Raw genomic sequence first — 23,920 nt, forward strand, 5'->3', positions numbered from 1 at the left:
CCAGGAGGCCGCTACGGGCTTCGCTGAGGCTGCCCCGGGCGGGCGTTGCGATCGGGACTGGTGATCCCGGTAAAGTCGATCTTCGGCAGCGGGCCGGGAGCGCGAGGCGTGAGGGCCTCCTTGACGTTCTCGATGGTGGTCACCGTCTTCGCCGTCTGGGCCCTCTTCGTCGCGTGGCGCTTCTCGTCGTCAGCCTTTTGCTTGACCTCGGGTCGCTTCGACACGGCCTCCAGCACGTCAGCCTGTTCCTTCGTCGCGTACCACTTCTGGATGTTTTCCTTCGTGTAGACAGCCAGGGAGTGGTCGGCGTTCGTCATGGGCATGACGCCCACGTATGCCTGATAGGCACTCGATGCGGGGTTCCATTCGAGGCGCACCTCCTGGGGCTTTCCGTAGAGTTCCTTGGCGCGGGCCTTCGGGACCTCGTTAATGAACCGCTCGAACCATTCGTCCTGCGTCTTGGAGGGAGGGCCGTTGGGCATCTCAGTGCGGAGGTACACAGTGCCGTTCACCTTTGCAGTCACCTCGGGGTGAGCAAGGTACTTGAACGATGCCTCGATGGCGCTCGTCGCATCGGGGTACTGACCACTGTGCGCGAGCAGCTCCGAGTAGCGGCGCAGGGTGCCGGTCATCTGCGCGGTATTCGCCACCGTGTTGTCACCCCACATGCGCTGCGCCCAGCCGAACTTATAGAACGGGTCGGACTGGAGCTTGCCCACTTGCGAGCGCACGCCCTTCACCAGCTTGTCCACGTCCGAGCCTTCGACCACGGGCATGTCCACGGCGGTGGCGAGCCCTGCGGCATCGTCCACGCTGCGGCCCATCTTGGTAAGGAACGCGATGTTGTCGAAGCGGTTGGACTGCTTCTCTGGCATCAGGGTCTTGGCGTAGTCCCCATAGAGGTTCAATTGCTTGAACAGCTCCAGGCCCGCCTTGCCGGCATCGTTCAGGGTCCCCCGCGGCTTCCCGTTGGAGTCCACCCCGATGGTGTTGAGGTTGAAGAAGGCGGCTTGGATCGTGTTTTCCCAGTTCGGATTCTTCAGGCCGTTCTGTGCGAAGAAGCCCACCTGTTGCTCGAAGGGGAGCCCTTGGGTGCGCCTCACGGCGATCTTCTCGGCGAGGTCCTGCACGTCCTTGTCGGTCATGTCCTTGGGCTCGCCATGCTTGTCGAGCACTTGCGGCTTGTTGGTGCCCATCACGGTCGGCAGTTGGCCGCTCACGAGGGCCGCTTCGATCTTCCGCTCGGCTTCCGTTTGGGACGCCTGAACGGCACCCGCTACTTGCGACTTGAACAGCTCGTTCTGCTGACGTGCGATTGCCGCCAAGTTGGCCCGCTCGATGGAGTGAACGGTTGCCGCGGAGATGAAGTCCTTGTTGCGCGGGTCGGTGTGCCACGCGGTGAACTTCTCGGCGCTCAGGGCGCCGTTGTCGGCGTCCCGGTAGAAGGGCAGGACCTCATCATCCACACGCTTGCGCTGCTGCCCGTCGAACACCGTCTTGGCATGGTTCGAGTAGGTGAGCGCCTTCGTCTCGCCGAGGAAGCCACGGACCTTGCCGATGCCCTCCATGTCGGTATCGAGGAATGCGTCGAGGATGTCCTTGCGGCCGGACGCGGCCATGCGGACAACCATCTCACCCATCGCGGCCTTCGCCGTGGCGTCGGGCAGCGTCTTCGTGTGGCGCATCAGTTGGTACTGCTGCATGAGCTGCGCAGCGGCCTCCTGAGGGGTCCCCTTGAAGTCGGCCGAGGAGACCGCGTTCAGGCCGTTCGCCAGGAAGTCCGTGCCCTGCGCCTTGGCGTTCTCGACCCACACGCCATCGTTGATCTTGGACACCTGATCCATCACCTTGTCGCGGGTCTGCGCATACGCCTTATCGAACCCGGCCTTGGCGTAGTCGCTCTGCCCGGCCAACGTGGTGTTGCGCCACTCGGTGAGGTATTGGTCCGCCTCCTCCGGGGAGTTGAACTTCAGCTCGCCCTTCGTCAGCTTCGACGTGATGTCGCGCATGCCGGCTTCATGGGAGTTCACCCCCCATATGTGCTGTGCCGTTCCGACGAAGACGGGGCTCTGCGAGGGGAGCATCTTGCCCTCCTGGATGGCCTTGCCGAGTTCCCCTACGGTCATCGACTGAGCCCACCGCTTTGCCGCGGCTTTCTCGTCCACCTCGGCCTGCTGACGGATCGTGTCGGCGAGGCCAGCACCTTGCGCGAAGGCGTCCGCAAGGCCCTTCCATCGGGTCTCTTGCTCGGGCGCCGCAGCTTGCTCCGTAGCGGCCACCGGGCGGGCTTGCGTCTGGAGTTGCTGCCCTCCGAATTGGTCACTGACCTGGACGCGGCTCATCGCTGCACCTCGTCAGCCTCAACCGCCTTCAGGTTGCCTAGATAGAGGGCGGCGGCAAAGTCGGCCGGCTGCATGCCAGCTTGACCGGCTGCCACGGAGAAAAGGAAGTGGTGCTGCACAAGGTGCGCGAGGGCTCGGCTGTTGTCGATCCAGTGGGCGTCACCTTCTCGGGCAGGCGTGCCGGCTTCGATATCGGCCGCATGCTGGAGGCTCCGCTGGAGGGCCTTGATGTGATCGAACAGGGGGACGGGAAGGGAGTAGGCGCGGATTACACGCGAGGAATGCTGTGCCATATACAAGCTCATGAGTAGTGGGGGGACGAGGAAAAAGCCCCGCACGCCGTGAGGCATGGGGGCTCGGGACAAGGACGCTGAGGGCGACCTATCGGCAGCAACTTGGAGTCACAGAGAGATGGCCGGAACGGGCATCAAGTTGCTCGCGATAGAACGCCGGAGGGGCATCGTTGATTGGGTGAGACCATGAATGCATCCCGTACTCAGGGGCGCCATGAAGGCCCACCTGTTGGAGCCCCATAGAGATGGCTTCAGAGGGCCTCAACAGGTCATCTTCATGGGCATCTCCAAGAGCATCAGGATGAAGATGTTCTTCCTTGGTCTCCTCATGCCGAAGGCATCTCTGAGATGCACCTTCAGGAACCCTTTAGGGAGGCTTCGCCTCTGCCCCTCTTACTCCCCAAAAATCCTTCCACAGCCGGAAGGGCTGAGGTCTTATCCCGCGGGGCGAACGCATGTCCGGGGAACTTGGATGGGGTGCCTGCGCAGCGAATGTGCGGAGGTGTGTAAGGTGGTCGTATGGTTGCCGGAAGTGTCTCCGGCTGGTGGTCGAGCGTAGTCCTTTCCTAATCAAGGGGGTAATCGCGCGGGTCCTGGGGCTCTCCCATTGAGGGGGGAAATCGCTTGAACCACGGGTTCACTTAGTCGGTGGGTGAATCAAAGCGGATCGAGCCCGCAGGACCTTCATAATCAGGGGGTATTCGGTAGCGGACAGCCGCGCCTCGGCCCGGGCTGGGGCGTCTCCTACCTAGTCAACGTATTAATCTAAAGCCGCGTCGCTGAAGCCCCTCGGAGCCCCAACACACTGGACCCTGTGCGGCCCCTTGTCGGGTCCGCTACGCTGCTCCTGAGAGACCTGGACAAGCTCCTGAGGCCGCGTCGCTTCGGGTGGCCCCCAAAATGAAGAGAGCCCCTTGCGGGGCTCGTTTAGGTTTCCGTTGCCGGGAGTCAGGCCGGCGCCATCGCATCCCGAATGCGCATGATGGTTTGCCGACTGGTGTTGTGGGCACGGGCGATGGACGCGACTGGCTCGCCCTTCACAAGCCGCTCACGCACATCATCCATCGCCCGCCCCTGCAAAGCCTGAGGGCGCCCGAGAGTCTTCCCTTCCGACTTCGCCCGAGCGAGTCCCGCCTGGGTCCGCTCGATCAGCAAATCACGCTCGAACTCCGCCACGGCGGCGATCACAGCCATGGTCATCTTGCCGGCCGGGCTGGTGAGGTCCACCCCGCCGAGGGCGAGGCAGTGCACGCGAACGCCGAGGCCCGTGAGCGCCTCTACGGTCGCCCTCACGTCCATCGCGTTGCGCCCGAGGCGGTCCAACTTGGTGACCACTAGGACATCCCCCGCCTCAAGCTTGTCGAGGAGCCTCCCGAAACCGACCCGCTCCGAGGCCGCTACGGACCCCGAGACGGTCTCCGTGATGGTGCGCTGAGGGGTGACCGTGAAGCCGGCCGCAGCGATCTCCTGCACTTGGTTGTCGGTGGTCTGGTCGGCGGTAGAGACGCGGCAGTAGGCAAAGACTCGGGACATGGGGACAAGCTCCTGATGTACGAAAACGTAGTCCGAATCATGGAGCATGTCCGAAAGATCGTCAAGCTAATTTATGGACAGTGTTGTCAGGGCTGTACGGAACCGGTCGATTTCGGACGACCCCGAAGGCTATACGATGCAAACATGGCAACAGACCACCCTCTCTTCATCTACCGGTACATGGAGCGTGCTGCTCCGCGAGGCGACAGCCCGCGCTTTCGCATTCGGATTGGCGCAGCGTTCCCCGAAGGCGACGGGCCAAGGGCCGAGGTGAGGCAGCGACTTCGAGCGGAGGCGGGCGTCGCGGTGCGGGTCGGCCAGTGGGGCGTGCTGTGGGACGAGTTCTACCAGCGAAGCCCCATGGAGGAGGTGCTAACCGCGATCACTATCACGTTCCAGGTTTTGCAACGACAGGCTGGCGCTCGGCGTGCCGAGATTTACCGCACTTTCGTGGAACGTGCTCTTGCAGAGGAGCACATTGGCTTCCGCATTGACGAACAGGGTGTCATTCACTATGCGGTCGATGAGGTGTTCGAGGGGATGCGGGCCGCGACACTGGCCGTCCTTAACGACCCGGTGTTGGCCGTTGCTCGGAGCTGCTATGAGGCTGCGTTTCAGCACCTCGACCGTCATCCCCCAGACACGAAGCCAGCCGTTCGGTCCATGTTTGAGGCGCTCGAAGTCGTCGCCAAGCAGCTGAACCCAACGGCACGTAACCTCCACGAGAATCTGTGTCGGAATCAACTTCGGGACCAGTACCTTGTGGTCGCCGGCGGGGATGCGGTTGAACGGCGAGTCTGGGAAGGAATGTTCGAAGGCATGGCCCAATGGGTCCACGGCATGCACGAGTACAGGCATGGTCAAGTGGACAACCTTGCGCCTCCAACGGAGGAGTTCGCGGTCTACGCGTTGAGTTCTGGTTCCGCGTTTCTTCGCCTCTTGGCCCATCTAGCGCTCCGTGTGGGTGTTCAGCCCGCACAAGCACCTTTGTAATGTTCGCAGCAGACTTCAACCATAAAGCTGCCTTGGCTGCCAGCTCATGCCCGCGCTGCGGCACCTTAGGACTCATCGAGTCGGACGACACTGCGCACCATGCCGCCCCCGAGCGACACCGCCACGAGGCCCGCTTTCAGTTCAACCCCTCGGTGTACTGCCGGTGCCCCGCGTGTGGCCTGGAGGCGCAGTACCCGGCGTGCATGGAAGACTGACCTCTGGCTCCCTCACGTGTCGCGTTGCTGGGGACGGCAAGGTGTCAGTACGGTGCCCTGAGGGGGCCTCAGGGGTACCCCAAGGGGGGAACTTCGCGCCCGGATTTGCTTGAATGGGCGCTCGAACTTGTGATCCAAAAGCAAAATGACTTGGAGGACTATGACCATCGCCCAGTTCCTTGACTTCACCGGCTTGTTCTTCGGCTTGGCCAGCGGAGGGGCATTCAGCTACGGCGTTTTGGCGATGAGCGACGAATCGCTGCGCATCATCGGCAGTTCGTTTTACGACGGAGGCCAACAACAAGTAGCAGAGCTTGGGCAGCAAAAAGCCGACTTCCGATACGGAGCGGGCTTTCTCGTCGTGTCCTTCTTGCTTCAACTCCTGGCGAAGTTGGAGCCGGTGATGCCGACTGGCTCGTGGGCAAACTTCTGGATCGGCCTCGTTGCTAGCGGTGCGCTCGTCGCTGCGACAGTGCTTGCTTGTTTGCCTGCTTGGAGACGAGCTAGATCAAGGGCAATCGTCGAAGCCGCTCAGATGAATCGCGCGTAGGCGACTTCAGGGGCCCACCCGAAGGGCCTCACGATGCTGTTGAAGATCCCCTTGCTACCCTTCCTGAGAGGCCGCCGAGCGTTGCCGGAATGAGTCTTCCGCGTGCCGTGAGCCGAACCACTCGGCGCCTGCCGCTCTCAGGGTCCGCATGCTGGGCGAGGAGTCCCGCCCGTACCAACTTGGCGACATGCCGGGACGTGGCTTGCCTTGTGAAACCGGTGATCTTGCTGATCTCGGTCTGCGAGCACCGGCCACTTCGCACGACCGCAATGAAGGTCTGAATCTGCTCGGCGGTGATGCCCGGCGCAGCCTTGCGCATCTCGGAGGTCACTCGCTCATAGCTCATCAGACCGATGTTCAAGGAAGTGGCTTCGGTGAGCGGCGAACATGTCAAGGCCATGGGCGTGCCTTCCACGCCTCAGCAGAACCGCAGTTCCTCACGCATGCACAGAAGCAGCCAGCACGCCGCTTCGCCGGACTCACAGGCTTCACCGTCGGGGCCGCCGAAGGACTCCACGGCTCGGAAGGTCTCAGCACACGGAACGATGCACGTGCTCCACCAATCGGGGTCATCGTGTTCAAAGGAGCGCGCAGCGCCCGCCAGCAGAACGGCGCCGTGGGGATCGAGGTCGGCTTCGAGGATGAAGGTTTCGGGGAACGGATCGAATGCCATGAGGTGCTTTCTGGGGAGGTTTCGGGGGCACGTCGAGGTGACGCGACGGGCCGAATGATCGCCATGAAAACTCGCGGTTTCTATACGCGGAATCACGCCTAGAAAAGTGCTGTGATAGAGTTGAATTTGAAGCGAGGAACAGTGATGCACCCCGCTCTCAGCCTTACCTCACCCATCTCGTTTCCGCGACCATCTCGCCATCGAAACGACCCCCTCCCCACTCCTTTGCGACCCTGCTACGATGGTCGCGGCTGTGCAACCAAACTGTAGAACCCAGCCGCGTGTCATTCTCTGTAAGTTATTGATTTCATTGACTTTTCGGGAACCGATGGCGGCGGTAAGGCTCGTCAACCTCATTCCAAAAAGCCGCGTGTTCGAACCCGGCTTTTTTTCTCGCCCGCAAGCGCTTCAGGTCGCAGCCTCGAATCGCTCCAGCTTGGCCACAAGCGTGTGCGCCAGCGCCAGCGTCTTGTGCTCCATGTTCGCCACGTGATAGCAGCCTAGCGCCCGCCCCTCGTAGCTGATGGCCGCAACCGGGAAGTGGTGGCCGAGGGCCGTGGCGGCGTCGTGCAGGCATTCTGCAATCGACCGCAAGCCCTGGCGCACGTAACGCTCGTCGGCGTTGCCGGTGCTCACGCTGTAGTTGAAATACCTGTCTCGGATCTTCTTGATGTCGACGTGCGGATGCATGGAGATGGGGGGGGGGCCGCCTCAGGGCAGCCCGCGATTGTCTGCGGCCTCGCAAACAAATGCACTTCAGCCAGAAGTATGCAATTTCATGATTCGGGAGCGCCGAGCGCCAGGAACTGCAGGACGCCCCGGGCAGCGACCACGCCGCTTGCCATGGAGGCTGTCAGCAGATAGCCGCCGGTCGGCGCCTCCCAGTCGAGCATCTCGCCGGCACAGAAAAGGCCGGGCATCGCCCTGCTCATCAGGTCGGCGCCGAGTGCCTCGAAACGCACGCCGCCGGCGCTGCTGATCGCCTCGTCGATCGGCCGCGGCGCGACCAGCCGCAGCGGCAGCGCCTTGATGGTCCGTGCCAGCTTTTCGGGCTCCAGCATCTCATCTCGCGTGAGCACCTCGTGCAGCACCGCCGTCTTGATGCCGTCGAGGCCGAGCCGGCTCTTCAGGTGGCTGGCCACCGAGCGCGCGCCGCGGGGATGCAGCACGGCAGCGCGCACCTGCTCGGCGCTGCGGTCGGGCAGCAGGTCGAGCCAGAGCGTGGCGCTGCCCCCGGCTGCGATTTCGTCGCGCAGCAGCGAGGACGCCGCATAGATCAGGCTGCCTTCGATGCCGGTCGCGGTTGCGACGAACTCTCCCTTGCGCGCAAAGCGCCGGTCCCGGGCGTCGATGAAGGAGATCGCCACGGACTTGAAGGGCACGCCGGCAAAGCGCTCTGCGAAGTACGGCGTCCATCCGATGTCGAACCCGCAGTTGGCCGGCACCAGCGGCGCCACCTCCACGCCGCGCCCGGCCAGCCAGGGGACCCAGGCGCCGTCGGAGCCCAGGCGCGACCAACTGGCGCCGCCGAGCGCCAGCACGGTGGCCTCGGCGCTCAGTTCGAGGTCGCCGGCGGGCGTGGCGAAGCGCAGCCGGTGCGGAACCGTGTCTGCATCGGACCAGCCGAGCCAGCGATGGCGCATGTGGAAGCTCACGCCGCGCTCCCGCAGCCGGTGCATCCAGGCGCGCAACAGCGGCGCCGCCTTCATGTCGGTGGGAAACACGCGGCCCGAACTGCCGACGAAAGTCTGGACGCCGAGGCCGTGAACCCAGTCGCGCAGAGCCTCCGGCCCGAAGACCTGCAGCAGCGGCTCGATCTGCGCGCGACGCTCGCCGAAGCGGCTGGCAAAGCGCTCGAAAGGCTCGGAATGCGTGAGATTCAGGCCGCCGCGTCCCGCCAGCAGGAACTTGCGTCCGGCCGAGGGCATGGCGTCATAGACATGCACGGGCAGGCCCTGGGCGCTCAGCACGTCGGCGGCCATCAGCCCGGCGGGACCACCGCCGACCACGGCGATCTTCACGTGACCGCCGCTCACTGAAGTACCTTCACCTTTGGCTGCGATGCTGTTCTCCTTCGGAGCGGCCGTGCGGCTCATGCGACGGCCACCAGTTCGCCCCGGCCCGTGAGAAAGGCCGCGCGCACGGTCTCCCCGGGGCAGGCCTCCTGCACGGCTTCGCGGTAGCGCCGCATCTGCGCGATCAGCGCCGAATCGTGTTCGGGACGGGCGGCCGACTTGTAGTCGAGCACCCACCAGGTATTGCTCGCACGATGCCGTACCAGGCGGTCGATGCGCAGGACCTCGCCGCCGTGCACCAGCGTGACTTCGTTCCCATGCCAGGCCAGCGCTTCGGCATCCCAGGCCCAGGCGCCCGCGCCTTCGCGGATGCGCTGCGCCATCGTGGCAGCGACCCCTGCGGTGGCGGCGTCCAGCCCGAACTCGCGCCCGGCAGCGCGAATATGTGCCGGTGCAGGGGGCGCGCCGGGCTGCGCCCATTCGAGCAGGCGGTGCATCGCCTGGCCAAGAGCCGAGGCGTGCGAGTCGGCGCTCCTCGGCGCGACGCGGGCGGCCGTGCGGGCCAGGGTCGGCGGCACAGGCAGCTGGAGCACGCCGAAGACTTCGAGTGCCGGGGACGCATTGGCATCCGGCGCCCCGGCAGTGACCAATGCCGTGTCGATGGGTTCGCAAAGCGCCTCCAGGCGCGCCCACCAGCTGCGGCCATCAGGCCGCGTCGCTGCCACCGATGACAGCACCAGTTCGCCGCGTGCGCGCGTCATGGCGACGTAGAGTCCGTTGATTTCCTCGCGGTGCCGCGCGGCCTGTTCCTCGGCCATGTCGCTGGTGGTGCAGGCGGGCGGGCTCTTCTCGCTCGCGACGAACACGAAACGCTCCGGCGCCGCGGCCTGGCCTGGCCACTTGACGAGCACGCCCATCGTCTGGGCGCGCTGCGCAGGGGCATCGGTGTCCAGCATCAGGACCAGGTCGGCCTCCAGGCCCTTGGCGCCGTGCACGGTCAGCAGCTGCACGGCATCTGCCGCAGCGACCGATGGCGCGCGGACGCCGCCGCGGCGCAGCGCCCGCACAAAGGCATAGGGGGTGGCGAAGCGCGCACCGTCGAGCTCGAGCGACGCGGCCATGAGTCCGCGCAGATTGCCGACCACGCCTGCGCGCAGCGCTGCAGGCGCGCTGGCCGCGAAACGGCCGAGCACATCGGCGTCGTGATAGATCGCGCTCAGCGCATCGTGCGGCGGCCAATCGGCGAGCCAGCGTTGCCACCGGCGCAGCCGGGGCCCGATGCCCGCAAGCGGCGGCGCGAGGTCCGGTGCCTGCAGCAGCTCCAGCCAGCTGGCGCCAAGCTCGCGCTTGCGCAGCGCCAGCTGGACCAGTGCATCGTCGCCGAGACCGAACAGCGGTGAGCGCAGCGCGCGCGCCAGCGAGAGGTCGTGGTCCGGCGAGACCAGCGCATCGAGCAGCGCCACCATGTCCTGCACCTCGGGCGCATCGTGCAGCTCGTTCTTCTCGGGCTGCTGGACCGCGATGTGCAGCTTGCGCAACTCATCCTGCAGGACGGCAAGCCGGCTGCGGCGGCGCGCCAGCACCATGATCCGGGCAGGCGCGAGGCCTTGGGCGATGCGCCCCGCGATCCAGCGCGCGGCCTGCTCGCATTCCTTCTGCAGCAGCTTTTCCTCGGGCAGCACGCGCGGCGTGGCCAGGCTGTCGCGCCAGAGCAGCATGCCTTCGTCGTCCATCGCGCGCCCCTGCTCCTTCGGTGCGATCGCGTCGCGCGGGATGGGCGCCAGCTTGCGCACCCGGCCTGCTGCACGCGATTCGGTGGTGTGGTCCCGGAACCCGCCGAACTCGCCCGCGCGCTGTGCATCGCCCATGACGGCGTTGACCAGGCCCACCACCGCTGGCGCGTTGCGATGGGTGTGGTCGCAATTGAGCAGGTCTCCGTCAAGACCTTCCTTGACGAACTGCTTGGCGGCTATGAACACTTGCGGCTCGGCGCGCCGAAAGCGATAGATGCTCTGCTTCGGGTCGCCCACGATGAACACGCCCGGCCGCCGCCCGCCCGCACCCGCATAGCTGCCCAGCCAGCCGTGCAGCGCCTGCCATTGCAGGGGATTGGTGTCCTGGAATTCGTCGATGAGCAGATGCCGCACGCGCGCATCGAGCCGCTCCTGCACCCAGCCCCACAGCTCCGGATCGCCCAGCAGGAGGTGCGCCGCCTGCTCGACGTCGTTCATGTCGACCCAGCCGTGCGCCGCCTTGACCTGCGCAAAGCAACGGATCAAGAGGCGGGTCAGCCGCGCCATGCGCTGCTGGTAAAGCCAGGCCGAGTGCTGGGCATGCGCCTCGCAGTACTGCTGCACGTGGAGCTGGGCGGCACGCACGTCTTCCACGCCGGCAAGCTTGTCGCTGAACTTGCGCGGCTCTCCCTTCTGCGTGAGCAGTGCGTCGAGCACGCCTGCAACCCGCCCCTTGGCGACGGCATGCTCCAGCTTCACGCCCTTCTGCGAGAAGGTCGGCGCGCTGGCGCGGCCCAACGCACGTGCGGCTGCGAGCAGGGCCGCGCGGCAGGCCGGATCGTGCAGCAGCCAGTCTTCGGGCGTTTCGGCTCTGGCGAAGGCCGGGTACAGCTCGCCCATCGGAACGACAGCATCGCCGACTGCACCATGGGCATCGGCGAGCACGAACTCGATGCGCCGTGTCAGCGCCTCGTCGAGCGCCTTGGCGGCCTGCGACCGGCCGTAGTCGGCGACCAGCGCGCGGTAGTCGGCGGAGGCTTCGGGATCGTCGGCCACGGCCGCGAAGAAGGGACGCCAGACCCGCGCGCGCGCCTCGGCATCATCCTCGAGCAACTGGTAGTTGGCCGGCAGCTCGAGGCGCGCGAGCACCGCCACGGGTGCGCTGCGCAGCAGCCCCGCGAACCAGGCGTGGAAGGTGCGGAACTGGACCGGCCGGCCGCCGGCGAGGAGCTCGCGGTAGAGGCCCTGCAGCCGCGGCGCACGGGCTTCCGCAGATGCGCGGTCCATGCCGCGCATCACGAGCTCGGGCACCAGCGCCTCCACGGGCTGGGCTGCGAAGGCCTCCAGCCACTGGTCCAGCCGTTCGCGCATCTCGCCAGCGGCTTTCTTGGTGAAGGTGATGGCGAGGATTTCATGCGGCGCGCAGGCACCCTCGCCTTCTTCCAACAGGGCACGAAGGATGCGCGAGACCAGCATCCAGGTCTTGCCCGCACCCGCGCAGGCCTCCACCGCCACCGAGCGGCGCGGGTCGCAGGCGATGGCGTAGAAGCGCTCGCGCTGGACGGTGGCGCCGTTGTGTTCGTAGGCCGCGGCCTTCAGCGCCATTGGATTCGGGTCGGGAGCGGGCGATGGGGCGGGCGGCGCAGCTGGCATGGCGGCAGCAACGGTCGGCGAAGGCGCGTCGCTCCAGAAGTCCTTGCGGCACAACCCGCGCGCGGCGCAGTGCTCGCAGACCTGCCCTTCGCCCAGCGCAAGCAGCGCCGCACCGCGACCGATGCGCGCGAGATCGTCCATCACGCCGGCCACCAGGGCATCGCGCGCGGCAATCACGTCCAACTGCTCGACTGTGCGCGTGCCCGAGGCCTTTTCGCCGACGTTCACGTAGGCCGCGCGCAAGCCGTCGTCGGGGAAAAGCGCAGCGTAGAAAGCCAGCTGAGTGTCCTCTGTCGGATCCTTGATGCGATCGCGCGTCTTGTCTGCCGACTCGGTCTTGTAGTCGATCACGAAGGCGCGCCCGTCAGGGGTGGCATCGACGCGGTCCAGCCTGCCGACGAGCTTCACGCTGCCCAGCGCCAGCTCCTTCCAAGGCTCCGACTCGACGAACACGGCACCTTCATCCTGCTCGTGCGTGGCGAGCCAGGTGAGATAGCCGTCGCGCACCGCGGGCCAGGCTGCCGCGAAGGGCAGGAACTCGGCCTGCGAGAGGCCGAACTCGCGCGTGGCCTCGTGCTCGGCTGCAGCCATCAGGGCGAGCCGCGCATCCAGCCCCGCATCGGGCTTCTGCTTCAGCGCCTCGTGGAAATGACCCAGCACCGCGTGCAGCCAGTTGCCGAAATCGCGCTTGTCGACCTCCGCATCGAGCTCGTCGCTGCTTCGCAGGCCGAGCTGGCGCATCGCGAAGAAGCGATAGGGACAGCGGCGCAGGTCCTCGTAGGCCGTGGAGGACAGCGTCGCAGGCAGGAGCGCGTCGCCGTGCGGCTGCGGGCGCGCCGTGGGCTGCGCCGCCATCTGCACCGCGACCCGCGGGTCCGCAGCCGCAACGGCGGCGTGCTCCAGCCGCTGCATCTGCAGCAAGGCGCTTGGGCGCACGGGCTCGCCGCTGGCATCGAAGCCGCGCCACAGCAGGTCGCAATGCGGCGTGCACAGTGCAATGCCCCAGGCGGCGCGCTGGGCAGCCTCCAGTGCCTCGCGCGAAGGCAGCGCGAGGGCGAGGCGTTGCGCCGGCGTCCAGTCGCCCGGGGGTTCGGGCGACGCGGGTAGGCGCTGGTCGTCGCAACCCGGCAGCACGACCGCGCCGAAAGGCCGCCCCAGCATCTGGTGCAGCGGCAGCACCACGACCCGCGGCTGTTCCTCGTCCGCAGGCAGGCGCACGCTCGCGGCCTCGAGCACGTCGCGCACCCAGGCGCTGAACTCCAGCAGGGTGCAGCGGGTGCCGCGGATCTCATTCTGGGCGTCCAGGTAGAGCGCGGCGATCATCTCGGCACCGACCACGTCTTCGCGCAGCGGGCGCCACTGGCCGCCGGCTTCCAGCAGTGCGCGCGTCGCTTCGAGCCATTCGCTCAGCGGCCTGGCGCGGACAAAGGCGATGCGCAATGCCTCGATGCCGTTGGTGAAGGCCAGCAGGTCCTGGTCACGCGGGTGCTCGCTGGACGCCACGAAGGAACACCAGCCGCGCCAGTCGCGCATGCCGCGCTCTCGCAGACGCGCCTCCAATGCGCGGACGGCGCGGCCGTCGAGGGCGGCAGCGCTCTTGAGCCAGTCCAGCACCTGGTCGCTCGGGGCGTCGTGGGCACAGGCGCGCAAGGCACTCATCAACGTGGCCGCGGCGCGCGTCGTGGAAAGCTTCCAGCCGGTCTCGTCCTGCGGCTGCACACCGTGGGCGCTCAGCTGGGCGCTGATGCGGCGCGTGAGCGCGCGGTCGGTGGCGACCAGCGCCACGGGTGCGCGGCCTTCGGCAAGGTGGCGCAGCACGCAGGCCGCGGCACGCTGGGCCTCGTCTTCCGGGTCGTCACAGGGGTGCAGGTCGGCAATGCAGGCGGACGTGGACCGCGGCGCCAACGGCAGGCGCAACGCCCGCTCGCCGAACAAGGCCGCAAGCGTGTTGGCCAGCGGATCGCTCTGCAGGCCGTCGAGCACGATCAACTGGTCGACCCGAGCCCGCACGTCATCCGCGAGCAGCACGTCGGTCGCATAGGCAGAACTGGCAGCCCAGGCCAACGCGATGCCGTTGAGCGCGCTCTCGGTGTCGAACCACTCCGAGCCGCGCCCAGCCATCAGCGCATCGCGCACGCGTTGAGCCCAGCCCGCGCGGTCGTCCGGAATCTCGGCCGCGGCCAGCGGCGCGAGCTGCAGCGCGATCTCGACCAGCCGGCCTGCCAGTGCATTGCGCGCGCTGCCGAAGCCCGCCCGGCCGAGCAGCGACTGGGCCGTGAGCAGATCGCGCGCCATGTCGAAGGCGATACCGTCGACGCCTGGCACGAAGCCGCTCACGCTGCGTGCCCAGTTGCGCGTGGTCTCGAAACGCGGCGCGAACCCGGGCGCGCCGCAACCGGCCCACATCGTGCGCGCCACCTGCATCAGCTGCGCGTAGGGCACCAGCACCACGGTGCGCGCGGCGTGCAGCCCACGCTCGGCGAGCAGGCGCGAGATGCGGGCGACCAGGCCCTCGGCCGGGTCGCTCCAAAGGGCATGCGCGGGGTGGCGCTCGGAAGAGTTCATCAGGGTTCTTGTAGGGCTTGACTATCGGTGCCATAGCGTGGCGGCCGACCACGTCACCACTTGGTTTCTGTCACAATGGCCCGCACTTTAGCTGCACCATCATCCAGCCCAGAAGGAGCCATCCCATGGCCAGCGAACTCATCAAACACATCTCCGATTCTTCTTTCGAGGCTGACGTCCTCAAGTCCGGCAAGCCTGTGCTCGTGGACTACTGGGCCGAATGGTGCGGTCCCTGCAAGATGATCGCCCCCATCCTGGACGAAGTCTCCAGCACCTACGAAGGCAAGCTGCAGGTTGCCAAGATGAACGTCGACGAGAACCGCGACATCCCTGCCAAGTTCGGCATTCGGGGTATCCCGACCTTGATGCTCTTCAAGGACGGCCAGTTGGCGGCAACCAAGGTCGGCGCGATGAGCAAGGCCCAGCTCACCGCCTTCATTGATCAGCAACTCGCCTGAGTGTTCCCGCGGGGCTGCCGGCGCGCAAGGCGCTGGCAGCCCTTGTCGTTTTTCCTGTCATAATCTTTGCAGTTCACCGGCCCTTCTTTCTGGCAGCCGGTTCGAGTTCCCCGGTTTGTGAGGCCTCCTCGCCTCTCCTCAAACCTCCCCCCTGGTTCTTTCCGAGAGTTTCCCCGCGAGGGGTCGTTCCATGCACTTAAACGAACTCAAGGCACTTCACGTGTCTGAAGTCTTCAAGCAGGCTGAAGCCCTGGAGATCGAGAACACCGGCCGCATGCGCAAGCAGGAGCTGATGTTTGCGATCATCAAGAAGCGGGCGAAGGCCGGCGAACAGGTCTTCGCCGACGGTGTGCTCGAGATCCTGCCGGATGGCTTCGGCTTCCTGCGCAGCCCGGACACCAGCTTCACTGCCAGCACCGACGACATCTACATCAGTCCCAGCCAGGTGCGGCGCTTCAACCTGCACACCGGCGACCTGATCGAGGGCGAGGTGCGCATTCCCAAGGACGGCGAGCGCTACTTTGCGCTGACCAAGCTGGACAAGGTCAACGGCGGCGCACCCGAGGCGAACAAGCACAAGGTGATGTTCGAGAACCTCACGCCGCTGTTCCCCAAGGAGCTGATGCGCCTGGAGCGCGACAACTTCAAGGGCGAAGAGAACATCACCGGCCGCATCATCGACATCATCGCCCCCATCGGCAAAGGGCAGCGCGCGCTGCTCGTGGCGCCGCCCAAGAGCGGCAAGACCGTGATGATGCAGCACATTGCGCACGCGATCAGTGCCAACTACCCCGAGGTCCACATGATGGTGCTGCTCGTCGACGAGCGGCCCGAGGAAGTGACCGAGATGCAGCGCACGGTGAAGGGCGAGGTCATCGCCTCGACCTTCGACGAACCGGCTGCACGCCACGTCCACGTGGCCGAGATGGTGATCGAGCGCGCCAAGCGCCTGGTCGAACTCAAGAAGGACGTGGTGATCCTGCTGGACTCGATCACCCGGCTGGCCCGCGCCTACAACAACGTCGTGCCCTCCTCGGGCAAGGTGCTGACGGGCGGTGTGGATTCCAACGCATTGCAGCGTCCCAAGCGCTTTCTGGGCGCGGCGCGCAACGTGGAAGAAGGCGGCTCGCTGACGATCATCGGCACCGCGCTGATCGACACCGGCAGCCGCATGGACGAAGTGATCTTCGAGGAGTTCAAGGGCACGGGCAATTCCGAGATCCACCTGGATCGCCGCCTCTACGAGAAGCGCGTGTTCCCCTCGCTCCAGCTCAACCGCAGCGGCACCCGGCGCGAAGAATTGCTGCTGCCGCCCGAGATCCTGCAGAAGACCCGCATCCTGCGCCAGCTCATGTACAACATGGACGAGATCGAGGCAATGGAGCTCATGCTGAAGAACATGAGGGCCACCAAGACCAATGTCGAGTTCTTCGACATGATGCGCAGAGGCGGATAAAGCGCGCTCGGAGACATCAACGCGCCGCGAGGGCGTGGCCGTCGGCGGCGCTTTGGCGGCCGAGGTCCAGGAGTTCCATGAGTTCGACCGCCTGCTCGGGTGGAACGGGGTTCTCGCTCTTGCCGAGGATCGCGTCGCGCACCGCAGCGTAGTAAGCCATGTAGTTGCCGGCCAGCGTTGGCACCGCCCTCCGCTTCAGTTGGCCGTCGTCCGATGGCAAGGTCAGCTCGCCATCCACATCGTCGGCACCCCAGCCTTCCCCACCCGGCTTTCCACCCCCACGCAGGGCGTCCTCCTGTGGATCGACCCCGCGCTTGACGTAGCTGCCGCGCGTGCCGTGCACGATGTAGCGAGGAGCGGCATGGGCCGCCAGCGTGGTCGCGTGCAGCACCACGCGCAATGGCGCATGCGAGCCGCTCTCGTAACGCAGCACGGCATGAAAGTAGTCCTCGACGAGCGCCCCGTCGCGCAGGCAGGCCGTGTCGAGCTGCAGCGTGTCAGGCCGCCCGAAAAGCTGCACAGCCTGGTCTAACAGGTGCGAACCCAGGTCCACCCAGAGACCGGCCCCCGGCACCGGCTGCTCGCGCCAGCGCTCGCGCACCTGGGGACGAAAGCGATCGAAGTGCGATTCAAAATAGACCGGCCGGCCGAGTTCGCCGCCAGCGAGCACGGCCTTCAGCGTCAGAAAATCCGAGTCGAAGCGACGGTTTTGGTAGACGGAGAGCAGCCGGCCCCGCCGCTGCGCCAGCGCCGCGAGTTCCCGCGCCTCGGCTGCATCGACCGTGAAAGGCTTGTCGACCACCACGTGCTTGCCGGCGGCCAGCGCGGCCTTGGCCACCGAATGGTGCTGCGCATTGGGCGTCGCCACCACGACGAGATCGATGTCGGAACGCCCCAGCAGCGCCGCCACGTCGGGCACCACGTCGACCTCGGGCCATTCCTCATGGACCTTGTGCGGCCGCGAACTGGCCACGGCCGCCAGTTGAAGGCCCGGCACCGCCGAGAGCACGGGCGCGTGAAAAGTCTGGCCAGCGAAACCGAAGCCGACCAGGCCGGCGCGCAAGGAGCTTGAGTTCATGGCTGGAAATGGGTGGGGTAGTGCCAAAATCGACCAGTATGCGATAATCGAGGGCTCCGCGAAAAGTGCAGCCCGGCGCCGTGCCGGCGGAACGCATCTTCAGACAGTCTTTCGGAAGCGTTCGAACTTGTGGCTCTCGCAACGACCAAAGGAAAAAATCATGGCTAAAGAAGGCATTCACCCGAACTACCGCGAGGTCCTGTTCGTCGACCTGTCGAACGGCTTCAAGTTCGTCACTCGTTCCTGCGTGAACACCAAGGAAATGGGCAAGACCGAAGACGGCCGCGAGCTGCCGCTCTTCAAGCTCGACACCTCGAGCGAGTCGCATCCGTTCTACACCGGGACCCAGAAGTCGGTGGACAACATGGGCGGCCGTGTCGAGAAGTTCCGCAACCGTTTCGGCAAGACCGGCGCTGCTGCCTCCAAGTAAGGCAGGCGCTTCCGAATCGAGGGCAGCCCGGTTTACCGCGCTGCCCTTTTTTCTTTTGTCTTTCCCCCTCTCCAGACGCTCTTTCCGTTGAACCAACCGACGCCAGCAATCGTTGCCCAGAGTGCCGTGCGCCGGCTGCCGCGCATCGCCCTCATCCTGCTGTGCGCGGCCTACCTGATGCCTGGCCTGGTCGGGCGCGGTCCGTGGAAAAGCGCGGACATCATCTCTTTCGGCTACATGGCCGAGCTGGCGCGCAGCACCGAAGGCCTGGCGCGCTGGCTCGACCCGATGCTGCTCGGCCTCAGGCCCGAGACGCCGGCCCTCATTCCCTACTGGATCGGTGCCTGGGCGATCAAGCTGGCGCCGGCGTGGGTGCATCCCGATCTCGCGGTCCGCATCGCCTTCGCGCTGCTGCTTTGGGGCAGCTTCATGGCCACCTGGTACGCGGTGTACTACCTGGCGCGCACCCCGCAAGCGCAGCCGGTGGCCTTCGCATTCGGCGGCGAGGCCCGGCCCACCGACTACGCCCGCGCCATTGCCGATGGCGCGCTGCTGGCATTGATCGCCTGCCTGGGCCTGGCCCAGCTCGGGCATGAGACCACGCCGGCGCTGGCTCAGCTCTTCTTCACTTCGCAGCTGTTCTACGGCGTGGTCGCGCTTCCCTACCACCGCATCGGCCCGATCGCTGCCCTGGTGGTCGGCGCGGTCGGCATGACGCTGAGCGGAGGCCCAACCGTAGGATTGGCGCTGGGCATCGGCTGCGTGGTCTTCCTCAGCCTGGACCGCCGGCGCGGCGCCAAAGAGCAGACCTCCGGCGACGAGCCCAACTATTCCGCGGGCGCCATCGCCACCATCTTCGGCGCCACGCTGCTCGCGGGGCTCCTGGCCGCCTGGCTCGGCCTGTTGCAGTGGAAGATCGAGCTGCCCGGCACCCAGCCGGGCACCCGCGTCTGGAGCGAGGTGCGCGGCCAAGCCAAGCTGCTGCTGTGGTTTACCTGGCCGGCCTGGCCCCTTGCGGTGTGGACCCTGTGGCGTTGGCGCCGGCAGCTCACGGCGCGTCATGTCGCGCTGCCGCTGTGGTTCGCCCTGATGCCGCTGGCCGCCACTTGGACCACCAGTTTTTCCGAGCGCTCGCTGTTGCTCGCCCTTCCGGCCTTCGCAACCTTGGCGGCCTTCGCCCTGCCGACCTTCCGGCGCAGCGTCGCAGCACTGATCGACTGGTTCACGCTGCTCTTCTTCAGCGTGTGGGCGATCGTCTTCTGGGTGATCTGGGTCGCGATGCAGACCGGTTTTCCTGCGAAGACCGCCGCCAACGTGGCGAAGCTGGCGCCCGGCTTCGTGCCGCACTTCTCCGCCACCGCCCTGGTGTTCGCCATCGCTGCCACGCTGGCCTGGGCCTGGCTGGTGCGCTGGCGAACGGGCCGGCAGCGTGCTGCACTGTGGAAGACGCTGGTCCTGCCGGCCGGGGGCGCGGCCCTCTGCTGGATGCTGGTGATGACACTCTGGTTGCCGGTGCTCGACTATGCCCGCAGCTACGCACCGCAGGTGCGCGCCATCTCCGAACAGGTCGGCCAGCCGAGCTGCATGTCCGAGCTGGCCCTGGGCCGGGCTCACATTGCCGCTCTGCGCCACCACGGGCAGTTCAACCTGCAGCCGCTGCTGGGCGGTCCTGGCTGCCCCTGGCTGATCGTGAGCCCTGAAGCCATCGAGCGGCTGCACACACTGGTCAACCTCGAAGGCTGGCGCCTCATCGGCACGCTGCGCCGGCCTACCAGTCCCAGCGACGATCTGCTGCTCTACCAAAGAACCACGCCTTGAGCAGCGAACGGCGAGTCATTGCGCGCCACGCTGCAACAGTTCTGGCCGGCCAAATGGCCGTGATGGCCTTCGGCGTCACCGACACCATCGTCGCCGGCCGCTATGCCGAAGGCGCGCTGGCAGCGCTTTCGGTGGGCTCGGCCGTCTTCGTCAGCGTCTACGTCTCGCTGCTCGGGGTGCTGCAGGCATTGCTGCCGGTCTGGGCCGAACTGCATGGCGCCCAGCGCACGGCAGAAGTCGGCCGCTCCGTGCGCCAGTCGCTCTACCTGTGCGCCTTTGCGATCGCTGTGGGCATGACGATCCTGCTGTTCCCCGCGCCACTGCTGCGCTGGGCCGAGGTGCCACAAACCATGCGCGCCGACGTGGAAGCCTATCTGCAGGTGCTGGCCTTCGCGCTGGCACCAGCGCTGTTGTTTCGCGTGTTCAGCACGCTCAACCAGAGCCTGGGCCAGCCCCAGCTGGTGACCTGGCTGCAGCTGGCCTCGCTGGTGCCGAAGCTGGCCCTGTCGATCTGGTTCACCTTCGGGGGCGCCGGCCTGCCGGCCATGGGCCTGGTGGGCTGCGGCTGGGCCACGCTGGCAGTCAACTGGACGATGCTCGCCTGCGCGGCATGGCTGCTGCGCAGCCAGCCCATCTACCGCGACTACCGCATCTGGCGCCGGATCGAGCCGCCCGACTGGCGCCACCTCCGACAGTTCGCCCGGCTGGGCATTCCGGCCGGGCTTGCCGTTCTGGTGGAGGTCACCTCCTTCACGCTGATGGCGCTCTTCATCGCCCGCCTGGGCACTGTCGCCTCGGCGGCCCACCAGATTGCATCGAACCTCACGGCGGTCGCCTACATGGTGCCGCTGTCGATCGCCATCGCGACCAGTGCCCGCGTGAGCTTCTGGCTCGGGGCCGGCGATGCGGCGCTGGCACGGCGCGCCTGTGTCCGCGGATTCCAGCTGGCGCTGTTGGGCGCCCTGCTCTTTGCCACGGCAATGGTCCTGCTTCGCTGGCGCCTGGCCGCGATCTACTCCGCCAATCCCGCGGTGGTGGCGCTGGGCGCCACACTGCTGCTGGCGACCGCTGCCTACCACCTGGCCGACGCCGTGCAGACACTGTGTGTCTTCGTGCTGCGCTGCTATCGCGTCACGGTGGTGCCGCTGGTGCTGTACTGCACGCTGCTCTGGGGCGTCGGCCTGGGCGGCAGCTACCTGCTGGCCTACCGCGGCGTCGGCCCCTGGCCAGCGATGCAGTCGCCGATAGCCTTCTGGCTCATGAGTGCACTGGCCCTGGCCCTGGTCGCGGCGCTGCTGCTGGGACTGCTGTGGTCGACGCTCACGCGGCGGCGCTGAGGACAGCAGCCTGCCGCAGGCGCGTGACCGGGAACAGCAGCACGAAGCGCGAGCCTTTGCCGACCACGCTCTCGATGCGCAGCTCGGCGCCGTGGCGCTGCGCCACGTGCTTCACGATCGCCAGCCCCAAGCCGGTACCGCCGGTCTCCCGCGATCGGCTTCGATCGATGCGGTAAAAGCGCTCGGTGAGGCGCGGGACATGTTCCGCCGCGATGCCCGGGCCGCTGTCGCGCACCGCATACTCGCCGCGGCCATCGGGCAGGATCCGCCAAGTCACCGCGACCTCACCGCCTCCAGGCGTGTAGCGGATGGCATTGCTCACCAGATTGGACATCGCGCTTTGCAGCTCGGTGGGCGCGCCGGCGATTTCGGAATCGGCTTCCAGCACGAAGCTCAGCTTGTGCCCCTGCAAGCTCAGCCGGTTCGACAGGCCTCGGCCTTCGTCCTCGCACTGTGCCAACAGCGCCCGCACCCGGGTCCAGCGGTTGGCGGGCGGCGCGGCACTGCCTTCCAGGCGCGACAGAGTGAGCAGATCGTTGACCAGCGTCTCCATGCGGTGCGCCTGCTGGCCCATGAGGCCCAGGTAGCGGGCCCGTTCCTCAGCGTCCAGCGGCAGGTTCTGCAAGGTCTCGACGAAGCCGGCGAGCACCGTGAGCGGAGTGCGAATCTCGTGCGAGACATTGGCGACGAAGTCACGCCGCATCGCCTCGGCTTGCTCCAGGGAGGTGATGTCGCGCGTCAGCAGCATGCGGCGGTTGCCAGCGTACGGGTGCACCTGCACCGACAGCCGCACCGGATGGGCCCGCTGGCCGTGGATCTGGGAGGGCGCGTCGATGACCACGTCGCGGCTGTAGTTCCAAGACGCCAGGTAGGCCACGAAAGCAGGATCGCGCACCAGGTTCGAGAGATGCTGCAAGAGGTCGCGCTCGGGGTCGATGCCGAACTGGCTGGCCGCGGTCTGGTTGCACCACTCGATGCGGCCCTGCTCGTCGAGCAGCACCACGCCATTGGGCGAGGCCTGGATGGCGGCCAGGAATTCCTGCAGCCGGTCCTCGGCCTGCCGGGTCTGCTGCTCGCGCGCGCGCAGCAGCTTGCGGACGCGCTCGGCGATCTCGCCCCAGACGCCTGCACCCCGGGAGGGCAGGCCACTGCCGTCGTTGCGCAGCACCTTCAGCAGCTGCTGGGCGCGCCAGGCATCGAGCCCGAACCACAGCACCGCACCCAGCCATGCGCCCAGCCACGCGTAGTGAAGCCCCGCGGATGCCGCCACGATGGCGGCGCCGATGACGGAGCCAATCAGAAAAGTTGCGATATGAAACGCCATGCCCGCCCATTGTGCCGCCGCGTATGCGCCGGCGCGTCCTTCACACGGTGATCTGGGCCGTGAGCCGGTAGCCCGCGCCGCGTACGGTCTCGACCATCGGCGCCGCGGCACCCAGCGACTCGCGCAGGCGCTTGACATGCACGTCGACCGTGCGCTCCTCGATGTAGACGTGATCGCCCCACACCTTGTCCAGCAGCTGGGAGCGGCTGTGCACACGTTCGGCGTGCTGCATCAGGTAGCCCAGCAGCTTGAACTCGGTCGGCCCGACCTTCAGCGGCAAGCCTTGCCAGGTCACCCGGTGGGTCGCCGTGTCGAGGACCAGCTCGCCGATCTCGACGCGCTCGGTCACCACCTCGGGCGCGCGGCGACGCAGCACGGCACGGATTCGCGCGAGCATCTCCTGCGTGGAGAAGGGTTTGGTGATGTAGTCGTCCGCCCCGGCATCCAGCCCGGCGACCTTGTCGGGCTCGTCGCCGCGCGCTGTGAGCATGAGGATCGGCATGCTCTTGGTGCGCGGGTCCTTGCGCCACTGGCGTGCCAATTGCAGGCCGCTCTGGCCCGGCAGCATCCAGTCGAGCAGAACCATGTCGGGCAGGGCTGCGTCGATCTCGCGCTGAGCCGCCGAACCGTCCTCCGCCCAGATCGGCTCGAACCCGTTGTGGCGCAGGTTGACGGCAATCAGCTCGGCAATCGAGGATTCGTCTTCGACAATCAGGACTCGGGGTTTCTTCATCGATGGAATTGAAAGCCTATTGAAGCGCCGATTCGATCTCCTGCATCGAAGTGTGCCGCACGTCGGCGCCCTTGACGATGTAGATGATGAACTCGGCAATGTTCTTCGCATGATCGCCGATGCGCTCGATGGCCTTCGCGAGGAAAAGCAGGTCGAGGCTGGCCGAGATGGTGCGCGGGTCTTCCATCATGTAGGTGACCAGCTTGCGCACGAAGCCGTCGAACTCCTGGTCGATCAGGTCGTCGTCCTTGAGGATCGACAGCGCGGCGGCGGTGTCCAGGCGCGCGAAGGCATCGAGCGCCTTGCGCAGCAGGCCCGAGGCCAGGTCGGCCGCGACGCGCAGCTCGGTGGAGGGCAGCGCGCGCGCCGAACCGCTCTCGATGATCTTCTTGACCATGCGGGCGATCTTGTTGGCCTCGTCGCCCACGCGCTCCAGGTTGGCGGTGGTCTTCGAGATGGCGATCAGCAGGCGCAGGTCGCGCGCCGTCGGTTGGCGCCGCGCGATGATCGAGGACAGCTCGCGATCGATCTCGATCTCCATCGCGTTGACGCGGATCTCGGTCTCGATCACCCGATTGGCCGCTTCGGTGTCGAACTGCGCCAACGCATACACGGCCTGGTTGATCTGGGACTCGACCATGCCGCCGAGTTCCATGACGCGCGACGAGACCGCGTTCAGTTCGCTGTCGAACTGGCTGGAGAGGTGTTTCTCGGTCATGAC

General features: G+C 66.6%; 19 protein-coding genes and 1 pseudogene. 6 read left to right on the plus strand and 14 right to left on the minus strand.

From position 1 onward, the window contains the following. Nucleotides 1-11 precede the first annotated feature (11 nt). The 4 genes from E5CHR_RS18795 to E5CHR_RS18810 all read right to left on the minus strand — a co-directional run bounded on the left by E5CHR_RS18795 (nt 12) and on the right by E5CHR_RS18810 (nt 5,032). The gene (locus tag E5CHR_RS18795; RefSeq protein ID WP_162581242.1) at nt 12-2,342 is read right to left on the minus strand and encodes a hypothetical protein; all 2,331 of its coding nucleotides are present in this window, start codon (nt 2,340-2,342) and stop codon (nt 12-14) included. Further along, on the minus strand, nt 2,339-2,635 hold the full coding sequence (locus E5CHR_RS18800; RefSeq protein WP_162581243.1) for a hypothetical protein: 297 nt from the start codon (nt 2,633-2,635) through the stop codon (nt 2,339-2,341). Before E5CHR_RS18800 ends, E5CHR_RS18795 begins: the two co-directional genes overlap by 4 nt. Nucleotides 2,636-3,583: 948 nt before the next feature. After that, nucleotides 3,584-4,168: a recombinase family protein gene (locus E5CHR_RS18805; protein WP_162581244.1), complete on the minus strand. Its 585-nt coding sequence runs from the start codon at nt 4,166-4,168 to the stop codon at nt 3,584-3,586. A 372-nt stretch (nt 4,169-4,540) separates the two neighbouring features. Next, a complete protein-coding gene (locus tag E5CHR_RS18810) occupies nt 4,541-5,032 on the minus strand; it encodes a hypothetical protein (protein ID WP_162581245.1) in 492 nt (163 codons plus the stop codon). 504 nt (nt 5,033-5,536) lie between these two features. Here E5CHR_RS18810 and E5CHR_RS18815 point away from each other — a divergent pair. After that, entirely contained in the window at nt 5,537-5,926 is a 390-nt protein-coding gene (locus E5CHR_RS18815; RefSeq protein WP_162581246.1) for a hypothetical protein, read from the plus strand. A gap of 28 nt (nt 5,927-5,954) precedes the next feature. Here the strand turns inward: E5CHR_RS18815 and E5CHR_RS18820 are convergent, their stop codons facing one another. From E5CHR_RS18820 to E5CHR_RS32085, 6 genes and pseudogenes are all read right to left on the minus strand, one after another. Beyond that, the gene (locus E5CHR_RS18820; protein ID WP_162581247.1) at nt 5,955-6,287 is read right to left on the minus strand and encodes a MarR family winged helix-turn-helix transcriptional regulator; all 333 of its coding nucleotides are present in this window, start codon (nt 6,285-6,287) and stop codon (nt 5,955-5,957) included. 57 nt (nt 6,288-6,344) lie between these two features. Further along, nucleotides 6,345-6,599: a hypothetical protein gene (locus E5CHR_RS18825; protein ID WP_162581248.1), complete on the minus strand. Its 255-nt coding sequence runs from the start codon at nt 6,597-6,599 to the stop codon at nt 6,345-6,347. Between the two features lie 408 nt (nt 6,600-7,007). Beyond that, nucleotides 7,008-7,289, minus strand: coding sequence for a hypothetical protein (locus E5CHR_RS18830; protein WP_162581249.1), 282 nt, complete (start codon nt 7,287-7,289; stop codon nt 7,008-7,010). A gap of 86 nt (nt 7,290-7,375) precedes the next feature. Next, entirely contained in the window at nt 7,376-8,695 is a 1,320-nt protein-coding gene (locus E5CHR_RS18835; protein WP_162581250.1) for a TIGR03862 family flavoprotein, read from the minus strand. Further along, nucleotides 8,692-11,946 (minus strand): UvrD-helicase domain-containing protein, encoded by a 3,255-nt coding sequence (locus E5CHR_RS18840; RefSeq protein ID WP_162583794.1) that lies wholly within the window; start codon nt 11,944-11,946, stop codon nt 8,692-8,694. The genes E5CHR_RS18835 and E5CHR_RS18840 overlap by 4 nt, the downstream gene beginning before the upstream one ends. A gap of 111 nt (nt 11,947-12,057) precedes the next feature. Then, nucleotides 12,058-14,565, minus strand: a pseudogene (locus E5CHR_RS32085) (PD-(D/E)XK nuclease family protein); the annotation flags it as partial. Nucleotides 14,566-14,690: 125 nt separating this feature from the next. Here E5CHR_RS32085 and trxA point away from each other — a divergent pair. Both trxA and rho read left to right on the plus strand, forming a co-directional pair. Further along, entirely contained in the window at nt 14,691-15,023 is a 333-nt protein-coding gene (gene trxA / locus E5CHR_RS18850) for a thioredoxin TrxA (protein ID WP_068686060.1), read from the plus strand. Nucleotides 15,024-15,213: 190 nt separating this feature from the next. Continuing rightward, nucleotides 15,214-16,479, plus strand: a complete 1,266-nt coding sequence (gene rho / locus E5CHR_RS18855) for a transcription termination factor Rho (protein WP_162581251.1) — start codon at nt 15,214-15,216, stop codon at nt 16,477-16,479. Between the two features lie 16 nt (nt 16,480-16,495). On the opposite strand, the gene E5CHR_RS18860 is transcribed toward rho, so the two are convergent. Then, nucleotides 16,496-17,557 (minus strand): oxidoreductase, encoded by a 1,062-nt coding sequence (locus E5CHR_RS18860; RefSeq protein WP_162581252.1) that lies wholly within the window; start codon nt 17,555-17,557, stop codon nt 16,496-16,498. Nucleotides 17,558-17,717: 160 nt separating this feature from the next. Here E5CHR_RS18860 and E5CHR_RS18865 point away from each other — a divergent pair, with 160 nt between their 5' ends. The 3 genes from E5CHR_RS18865 (at nt 17,718) to E5CHR_RS18875 (ending at nt 21,142) form a co-directional block, all read left to right on the plus strand. After that, nucleotides 17,718-17,987 carry a type B 50S ribosomal protein L31 gene (locus E5CHR_RS18865; RefSeq protein ID WP_162581253.1) on the plus strand — a complete coding sequence of 90 codons (270 nt, stop codon included), beginning with the start codon at nt 17,718-17,720 and terminating at the stop codon, nt 17,985-17,987. Nucleotides 17,988-18,074: 87 nt separating this feature from the next. After that, the gene (locus E5CHR_RS18870) at nt 18,075-19,805 is read left to right on the plus strand and encodes a hypothetical protein (RefSeq protein WP_162581254.1); all 1,731 of its coding nucleotides are present in this window, start codon (nt 18,075-18,077) and stop codon (nt 19,803-19,805) included. After that, nucleotides 19,802-21,142, plus strand: coding sequence for an MATE family efflux transporter (locus E5CHR_RS18875; RefSeq protein WP_232062114.1), 1,341 nt, complete (start codon nt 19,802-19,804; stop codon nt 21,140-21,142). The genes E5CHR_RS18870 and E5CHR_RS18875 overlap by 4 nt, the downstream gene beginning before the upstream one ends. Here the strand turns inward: E5CHR_RS18875 and phoR are convergent. The 3 genes from phoR to phoU are packed head-to-tail and all read right to left on the minus strand — an operon-like array spanning nt 21,126 to nt 23,917. Then, a complete protein-coding gene (phoR, locus tag E5CHR_RS18880; protein ID WP_162581255.1) occupies nt 21,126-22,466 on the minus strand; it encodes a phosphate regulon sensor histidine kinase PhoR in 1,341 nt (446 codons plus the stop codon). The genes E5CHR_RS18875 and phoR overlap by 17 nt on opposite strands. 40 nt (nt 22,467-22,506) lie before the next feature. After that, complete coding sequence (gene phoB, locus E5CHR_RS18885; RefSeq protein WP_162581256.1) at nt 22,507-23,199, minus strand: phosphate regulon transcriptional regulator PhoB; 693 nt, start codon at nt 23,197-23,199, stop codon at nt 22,507-22,509. A 16-nt stretch (nt 23,200-23,215) separates the two neighbouring features. Then, entirely contained in the window at nt 23,216-23,917 is a 702-nt protein-coding gene (gene phoU, locus E5CHR_RS18890; RefSeq protein ID WP_162581257.1) for a phosphate signaling complex protein PhoU, read from the minus strand. Nucleotides 23,918-23,920: the final 3 nt, after the last annotated feature.

This window comes from Variovorax sp. PBS-H4, from assembly GCF_901827205.1.
In the GTDB taxonomy this organism is placed as follows: domain Bacteria; phylum Pseudomonadota; class Gammaproteobacteria; order Burkholderiales; family Burkholderiaceae_C; genus Variovorax.